The 6,878-nt window shown below is 64.2% G+C and carries 5 protein-coding genes and 1 pseudogene; 3 read left to right on the forward strand and 3 right to left on the reverse strand.

The features are described from left to right. The coding region (locus EN749_RS23490) for an amidase (RefSeq protein WP_145990981.1) at positions 1-1,350 on the forward strand (1,350 nt) is incomplete at its 5' end. 159 nt (positions 1,351-1,509) lie between these two features. Beyond that, positions 1,510-2,403, forward strand: coding sequence for an acetylglutamate kinase (gene argB / locus EN749_RS23495; RefSeq protein ID WP_013528489.1), 894 nt, complete (start codon positions 1,510-1,512; stop codon positions 2,401-2,403). 162 nt (positions 2,404-2,565) lie between these two features. On the opposite strand, the gene bchE is transcribed toward argB, so the two are convergent. Both bchE and EN749_RS23505 read right to left on the reverse strand, forming a co-directional pair. Further along, the gene (gene bchE, locus EN749_RS23500; protein ID WP_128364065.1) at positions 2,566-4,113 is read right to left on the reverse strand and encodes a magnesium-protoporphyrin IX monomethyl ester anaerobic oxidative cyclase; all 1,548 of its coding nucleotides are present in this window, start codon (positions 4,111-4,113) and stop codon (positions 2,566-2,568) included. A 116-nt stretch (positions 4,114-4,229) separates the two neighbouring features. After that, positions 4,230-4,706, reverse strand: a complete 477-nt coding sequence (locus tag EN749_RS23505) for an Lrp/AsnC family transcriptional regulator (RefSeq protein WP_127808371.1) — start codon at positions 4,704-4,706, stop codon at positions 4,230-4,232. Between the two features lie 139 nt (positions 4,707-4,845). Here EN749_RS23505 and phhA point away from each other — a divergent pair, with 139 nt between their 5' ends. Beyond that, a complete protein-coding gene (gene phhA, locus EN749_RS23510) occupies positions 4,846-5,682 on the forward strand; it encodes a phenylalanine 4-monooxygenase (protein ID WP_127808370.1) in 837 nt (278 codons plus the stop codon). 10 nt (positions 5,683-5,692) lie between these two features. Here phhA and EN749_RS23515 read toward each other — a convergent pair. Next, positions 5,693-6,878, reverse strand: a pseudogene (locus tag EN749_RS23515) (GMC family oxidoreductase); the annotation flags it as partial.

Genomic DNA, 6,878 nt, shown 5'->3' on the forward strand with positions numbered 1-6,878 from the left:
CTCTACGATGCCGCCCGCGCCCGTGCGAAGACCGTCGACCGCTCGCTGCCGCTGGCCGGCGTTCCCTTCGCCATCAAGGATCTCGGCATCGCCATCAGGGGCGTGCCGACGCATGGCGGCAGCCGCATTCCGGCATGGCTGGCCGATGTCAATTCGGTGCTGACCGACCGCTATCTCGCCGCCGGGCTTATCCCGATCGTCACCTCGACATCGCCGGAGCACGGGCTTCGATTGATGACCGAATCCAGGGCCTTTGGCATCACCCGCAATCCGTGGAACACCGGCCATACCAGCGGCGGCTCTTCGGGCGGTTCGGCAGCCTTGGTCGCAGCTGGCGTCGTGCCGGTGGCGCATGCCTCCGATGGCGGCGGCTCGATCCGCGTGCCTGCCGCCTGCACCGGGCTTGTCGGCCTGAAGACGTCGCGCGGCCGCACCCCGCTGACGCCGCTGGTGAGCGAAAGCTGGTACGGCATGGTCGTCGACCATGCGCTCACCCGTTCGGTGCGTGATTGCGCGCTGCTGCTCGACCTCACCCATGGGTCCGATCCTCTGTCGCCCTATGCCGCGCCGCCGCCGAAGGGCACGTTCGCGGCCGCTGCCGCACGCGATCCCGGCAAGCTCAGCCTGGCCGTGTACCGCAAATCCCCGCTTGGCCTGCCGATCTCGGACGAGACGCTCAAGGCGCTCGACACGGCGATGGCGCTTGCCCGCGAGGGCGGCCACACGGTCAAGGAGATCGACCTACCCTTTATCGGCCGCGAGTTCTTCGCCGATTTCTGCAGGACGGTTGCCTCCGCAGTCGCCGGCACGATGCGGGCCGAAGCGCTGCGTGTCGGCCGTTCCGTTACCGGCGACATCGAGCGGGCGACGCGGGTGCTCGCCCGCTTCGGCGAAATGGTGTCGGCCGGCGAGACCTATGCCGACCTGCAGCGGCTGCATGCCGCCTCGCGGCAGCTGATTTCGGAGACCGTGCAGTACGACGCCGTGCTGATGCCGGTCATTGCCCACCCGCCGCTCGCCTGCGGCGCCATGGACCCGAAAGGCGCCGACGAGTTCATCGAAAACCTGCTCGACAAGCTTCACCTCACTCCCTTGCTGAAGCTGAAGCCGTTCTTCGGCCAGCTGATGGATAAGAGCCTCTGGTTCACCCATTGGCCGGCGATCCAGAATGTCAGCGGCCAGCCGTCGATCGCGCTGCCGGTCCATGTCACTGACGCCGGCCTGCCGCTCGGCGTCCAGGCGGCCGGCCGTCCGGGCGACGAGGAGACGCTTTTGTCGCTCGCCGCGCAGATGGAGAAGATCTCGGGTTGGCTGGACCGCAGGGCGCCGCTGATGGTGCCGACACGATGACGAGGTCGTGAAGCGCTTGAATATGGCAGCAAAGCCATTTGCGGGCGGCGCCAATTCCCGCTAAGACGCCGCCGTCCTTACCTGATGCATGTCGTCCAAAAGGGTCCAGGGGTTTTGGGACAACGACGTGCTTAAAATAAAAAGCCGGGAACCAAGCCGATGACGGAAATAACCGCCACCGCCGAAATGCAGGCAGCCCTGTTGTCGCGGGCGCTGCCCTACATGCAGCGCTACGAGCACAAGACGGTCGTGGTGAAATATGGCGGCCATGCCATGGGCGACATCGAGCTCGGCAAGGCCTTCGCGCGCGACATCGCGCTGCTCAAGCAGTCCGGCGTCAACCCGATCGTCGTCCATGGCGGTGGCCCGCAGATCGGCGCCATGCTGGCCAAGATGGGCATCGAATCCAAGTTCGAGGGCGGCCTGCGCGTCACCGACCAGAAGACGGTCGAGATCGTCGAAATGGTGCTGGCCGGTTCGATCAACAAGGAGATCGTCGCGCTGATCAACGCCGAGGGCGAATGGGCGATCGGCCTGTGCGGCAAGGACGGCAACATGGTGTTCGCCGAAAAGGCCCGCAAGACCATGATCGATCCGGACTCCAACATCGAGCGCGTGCTCGATCTCGGCTTCGTCGGCGAGCCGGTCGAGGTCGACCGCACCTTGCTCGATCTTCTGGCACGCTCCGAAATGATCCCGGTGCTGGCGCCGGTGGCGCCAGGCCGCGACGGCCACACCTACAACATCAATGCCGACACCTTCGCCGGCGCCATTGCCGGCGCCTGCCAGGCGACGCGCCTGCTGTTCCTCACCGACGTGCCTGGTGTGCTCGACAAGAACAAGAAGCTGATCGACGAACTGACCGTGGCCGAGGCCAAGGCGCTGATCAAGGACGGCACGGTCTCGGGCGGCATGATCCCCAAGGTCGAGACCTGCATCGAAGCGATCGAACGCGGTGTCGAAGGCGTCGTCATCCTCAACGGCAAGACGCCGCATGCGGTGCTGTTGGAACTGTTCACCGAGCACGGTGCCGGCACGCTGATCGTGCCTTGATGGGCATTGATATTCAGGTGATGCCGGCCTGCAAACGGCGACTTTCTCCGCTTCCGGTGCTCACGGACCCGAACGTCCGCTGCGCTCCGGTTCTCGAAAGCCACCGTTTTCGGCTCGGCCTGACCTGAATCTCAACACCCCTTAACCAGGGCACAGCAACAGTCAGGCACTCGGCAAAATCGTGACCTCGGGCGGTGCCAGCTTGCGTACCGGGCGTCGAACGGACATCGATTCCTCCTCGGCGTCCTGCGGCGCGCCCCAGAATTCGGCCAGCGTCGGGCCGTCTTTCACCCTGATGTCGCGGACCAGAAAGCCCCAGACCTCGCGGAACCACACGCGGCGGCCCATCTGCGTGTACCAGCGCATCGAATGGCGCTGCTCGGGATCCTTGTGGAACAGGATGCGGGCCAGCGCCTTCGGCCGCGACTGCACAGCCAGCTCGATCAGCTTGACACTGAAGAACAGCATCCAGGGTTTCAGCCGCGTCATCTGCAGCACCTGGTGCTTGTAGTCCCACAGGCGCGCATCCTGCTGGATCACCTTGCGATCCCGCGCGATGCGGAAGAACGGCGTCCAGCGATGCGGCGTCACATAGAGCGCCTGGATCTGGTCGGGGTCGTAGGCGATGAGCTGGCGAAAGCCGCGCCACAGATCGCGGAACCCTTCGTCCTCGAAGCCGGCCACCCAGGTCGCCATCGACAGGATGCCGTTGAGGCGCAGCAGCCTTATCGCCTCGCGGTCGGATGATGTGCTGCCGCCCTTGCGGATCAATTGAAGCGTCTGCTCGTCGGTGTTTTCCATGCCGAGCAGCCAGCGGATGACGCCGGCCTTGCGGTAGAGATGCAGGGTGTCGGCATCGCGCACGATGTCGTCGGCACGGGTCGAACCGACGATCAGCACCGGCACGTTCTCGGCGATAAGGGCGTCGAGGAAGGCACGCCAGGCCTTCTTCGAGACCGTCGGATTCTCGTCGGCGAGATTGATCAGCTCGACGCCGTGCTCGCGGTGCAGCCAGGCGATCTCCCTGGCGAATTTCACCGGGTCGCGATGCCGCCAGCGGGTCCAGAAGCCGCGCTGGCCGCAATAGTTGCACAGATGCGGACAGCCGCGCGAAAACTGCATGACCACGGCCCGCTTGCCGCCCCAGTAACTGTACCGCGAGTGCTCAATCAACTCCCAGCCGACGCGGTAGGCGTCGAGGTCGGCAATGGTCATGGCGGCCTGTGTGGCGACGGGACGGCCGAGATCGTCGCGACAGGCAATGCCGGCCACGCTCGCCGGCGGCTGGCGCATTTCCAGCGCCTCGACCAGCGCCACGACGGTCGCCTCGCCCTCGCCGCGCACGATGAAGTCGAAAGCATCGGTAGCGGCCAGGATGTCGCGCCAATGATAGGTCGGGAAAACGCCGCCATAGACGATGATGGTCGCCGGCTCCCGCTGCTTGATCTGCTCAGCGATCAGCAAGGCGGTCGGGTGCGCCGAGGTCGAGCCGGAATGGCCGATCAGGACGAAGTCGGGGTGGTCCTCCAGTGCGTTGCGTACGACGTCATCGAGCGGCATCGGCCCAAACTCGGCGTCGACGAGCCGCACCTGATGGCCGGCATCGATCAGCGGTCCGCCGATCGCCAGCAGACCGAGCGGCGGCAAATGATCGTCAGGCACGCGGCTGCCGATGGCGGTGTGCGGCGGATTGATCAGGACGATTTTCATGGCGGACCTCTTGGGCAGTTGGTCCGCGCAAGCTGGCCGGCGATGTGGACACGCGATTGGCCCGTTTCAGCAGTTTGCGTGCAGCTTTTCCCCAAGGAGTGCGAAGAGAGGCATTGTCATCGCCTGAGATGCCCGAGCGGCACATGGCCCGGCCCCTTGATGTTCTGCAGCACCAACTGCGTGTGGACGTCGCGCACGCCGTCGAGCCGCATCAGCCGGTGCATAACGAAGGCGTTGAGTTCGTCGACCGACGGCACCATGACATGCAGTAGAAAGTCATGGTCGCCAGTCATCGTCCAGCACGAGGACACCTCGTTCATGCGCTGCACGGCGGCGATGAAGCTTTCGGGCGAGCCGTCGCTGTGGCTGACCAGGCGCACCTGGATGAACACCTCGACCATCAGGCCGACCGCGCGGCGGCTGATCACCGCGGCAAATCCCTTGATGATGCCGGCCTCCTGCAGCGCCTCGAAGCGCCGCGCGCACGGCGTCGTCGACAGGCCGATCTCTTGCGCCAGTTCGGAAACCGGCTTGCGCCCGTCGCGCTGCAGGACATCGAGCATCTTGATCTCGAAATCGTCGAATTGAGGCATTTTCACTCCGATAGAGGGTTTTGTGAGTGGATGTTATCCCAAATATTCCGTTCGAGCCATCATCAAAACCGATTTGCCTCGGCAAATCCGGTTAGCCTGTCGGCACGTCAGCCATTCATGATTTGCGAGGAGGAAAACCATGACGACGATGAGCGTTGCCGAATATGCCCGCGACTGCGCGGCGCAAGGATTGCGCGGTGACTATTCGGTCTGCCGCGCCGATTTCACCGTGTCCCAGGGTTACGATTACAGCGAAGAAGAGCAGGCGGTGTGGCGCACGCTGTGCGACCGCCAGACCAAATTGACGCGCAGGCTCGCCCACCATTCCTATCTCGACGGCGTCAAAAAACTTGGCCTGCTCGACCGTATTCCCGATTTCGACGAGGTCAGCGCCAAGCTGCGCAAATTGACCGGCTGGGAGATCGTCGCGGTGCCCGGTCTCATTCCCGCGGCCCCGTTTTTCGATCATCTCGCCGATCGCCGCTTCCCGGTCACCAACTGGCTGCGGACCAGGCAGGAGCTCGACTACATTGTCGAGCCCGACATGTTCCATGATTTCTTCGGCCACGTGCCGGCGCTGTCGCAACCGGTGTTCGCCGACTTCATGCAGATGTATGGCGAGAAGGCCGGCGACATCATCGCGCTGGGCGGCGACGAGATGATTTCCAGGCTCTACTGGTACACGGCCGAATACGGCTTGATGCAGGAGGCCGGCCAGCCGCTAAAGGCCTTTGGCGCCGGCCTGATGTCGTCGTTTACCGAGCTGCAGTTCGCGGTCGAAGGCAAGGACGCCCACCACGTGCCCTTCGACCTGGAAACGGTGATGCGCACCGGCTACGAGATCGACAAGTTCCAGCGCGCCTATTTCGTGCTGCCGTCCTTCGACGCCTTGCGCGATGCCTTCCAGACCGCCGATTTCGCGGCGATCGTCGCCCGACGCAAGGACCAGCCGGCGCTCGACCCGGCGACGTTATAGCGCAGAACCGTCAGGCGGTGACCACCTTGCTCAGATGGTCGCCCAGCCGGCAGGCCAGCGCGGTGATCGTCGTCGTCGGGTTGCATTGGCCCGACGTGCAGAACACCGAGGAGCCGCCGACATAGAGATTGTCCATGCCGTGCACCTTGCAGTTGGCGTCGACCACGCTCTTGCTGACGTCGGTGCCCATGCGCGTGCCGCCCATGTGATGATGGCCCGCCGTCTCGTCGTTGGTCGGATAATCCTGACCATTGCTGATCCAGTCGGCAATACGCACGCGGCCGAGATTCTTCTCGATCAGCGTCTTGCCGAACAGTCTGAGCCCTTCGAGCAGGGTGCGGCGCTCCATTTCCGATTTCTTCCAGTGCAATTCGATGCGTGGCACGCCGGCATGGTCGACATCGGTCTTCGACAACTCGATCTGGTTGGAGGCCAGCGGCGCCTGTTCCCAGGCGACGTAGAGCTGGGCGGCGCAGCGCAGTCTCTGACTGAGCTTGGAGGACATCCACTCGGCCATGTCGGGTGCCGTGCAGGCGAGGTCGGCGATAAGGCTCTTGACGCCGGGATACGGCGTCTCGATCAGCCGGATGCCGAAATTCATGATCTGCAGCCGCTCCATGGCGGCAAGGGTCGGCGAGAAGAAGGCCTCATTGACGGCGTCGACCTCGAACGCGTTGTAGTCGGCCAGGATCGCGTTGCCGCCCTCGAAGGTCGGATGCTCCATCCAGTAGCGGCCAAGCGCCGTCGCATTCGGCACGACGCCGCCGTTCGAACGCTGGTTCGACCACAGAAGCAGCCGCGAATTCTCCAGCCCGCCGGTGCAGACGATGAAATAGTCGGCACTGAAGGAGCCGGCATCCTGCCCGTTCGACCACAGTCTGGCGCCCGTCACACGTTTGCCGTCGCCGGAAAGTTCGGTGGCACAAGTGTTGAGCACCACCGCGATGTTCTTGGCCTTGTCGAGTTCATCGCCGAACTTCTCGGCGAAGCGCACGGCCGGGCTCTTGATCAGCTGCACCCAGCGAATGTCGTCCGAGATCGGCATATCGGGCCGGAGGGCCGGAAGGTCGAGAATGTCGCGCACTTCCGGCAGATAGGGTTCGATGTCGGTGCGGCGGATCGGCCAGCCCGTATCGGGTACCCAGGCCTTCGGCTCGAAATCTTGTTTGTCGAGCACGCGGCACCAGCCCTGTCTC

The organism is Mesorhizobium sp. M7A.F.Ca.ET.027.02.1.1 (assembly GCF_004022985.1).
Classification (GTDB): Bacteria; Pseudomonadota; Alphaproteobacteria; order Rhizobiales; family Rhizobiaceae; genus Mesorhizobium.

Excerpts from the sequence above, each read along its gene's own strand:
- argB (WP_013528489.1), top strand. The coding sequence starts at position 1,510 with ATGACGGAAATAACCGCCACCGCCGAAATGCAGGCAGCCCTGTTGTCG.
- phhA (WP_127808370.1), top strand. The coding sequence starts at position 4,846 with ATGACGACGATGAGCGTTGCCGAATATGCCCGCGACTGCGCGGCGCAA.
- EN749_RS23505 (WP_127808371.1), bottom strand. The coding sequence starts at position 4,706 with ATGCCTCAATTCGACGATTTCGAGATCAAGATGCTCGATGTCCTGCAG.
- bchE (WP_128364065.1), bottom strand. The coding sequence starts at position 4,113 with ATGAAAATCGTCCTGATCAATCCGCCGCACACCGCCATCGGCAGCCGC.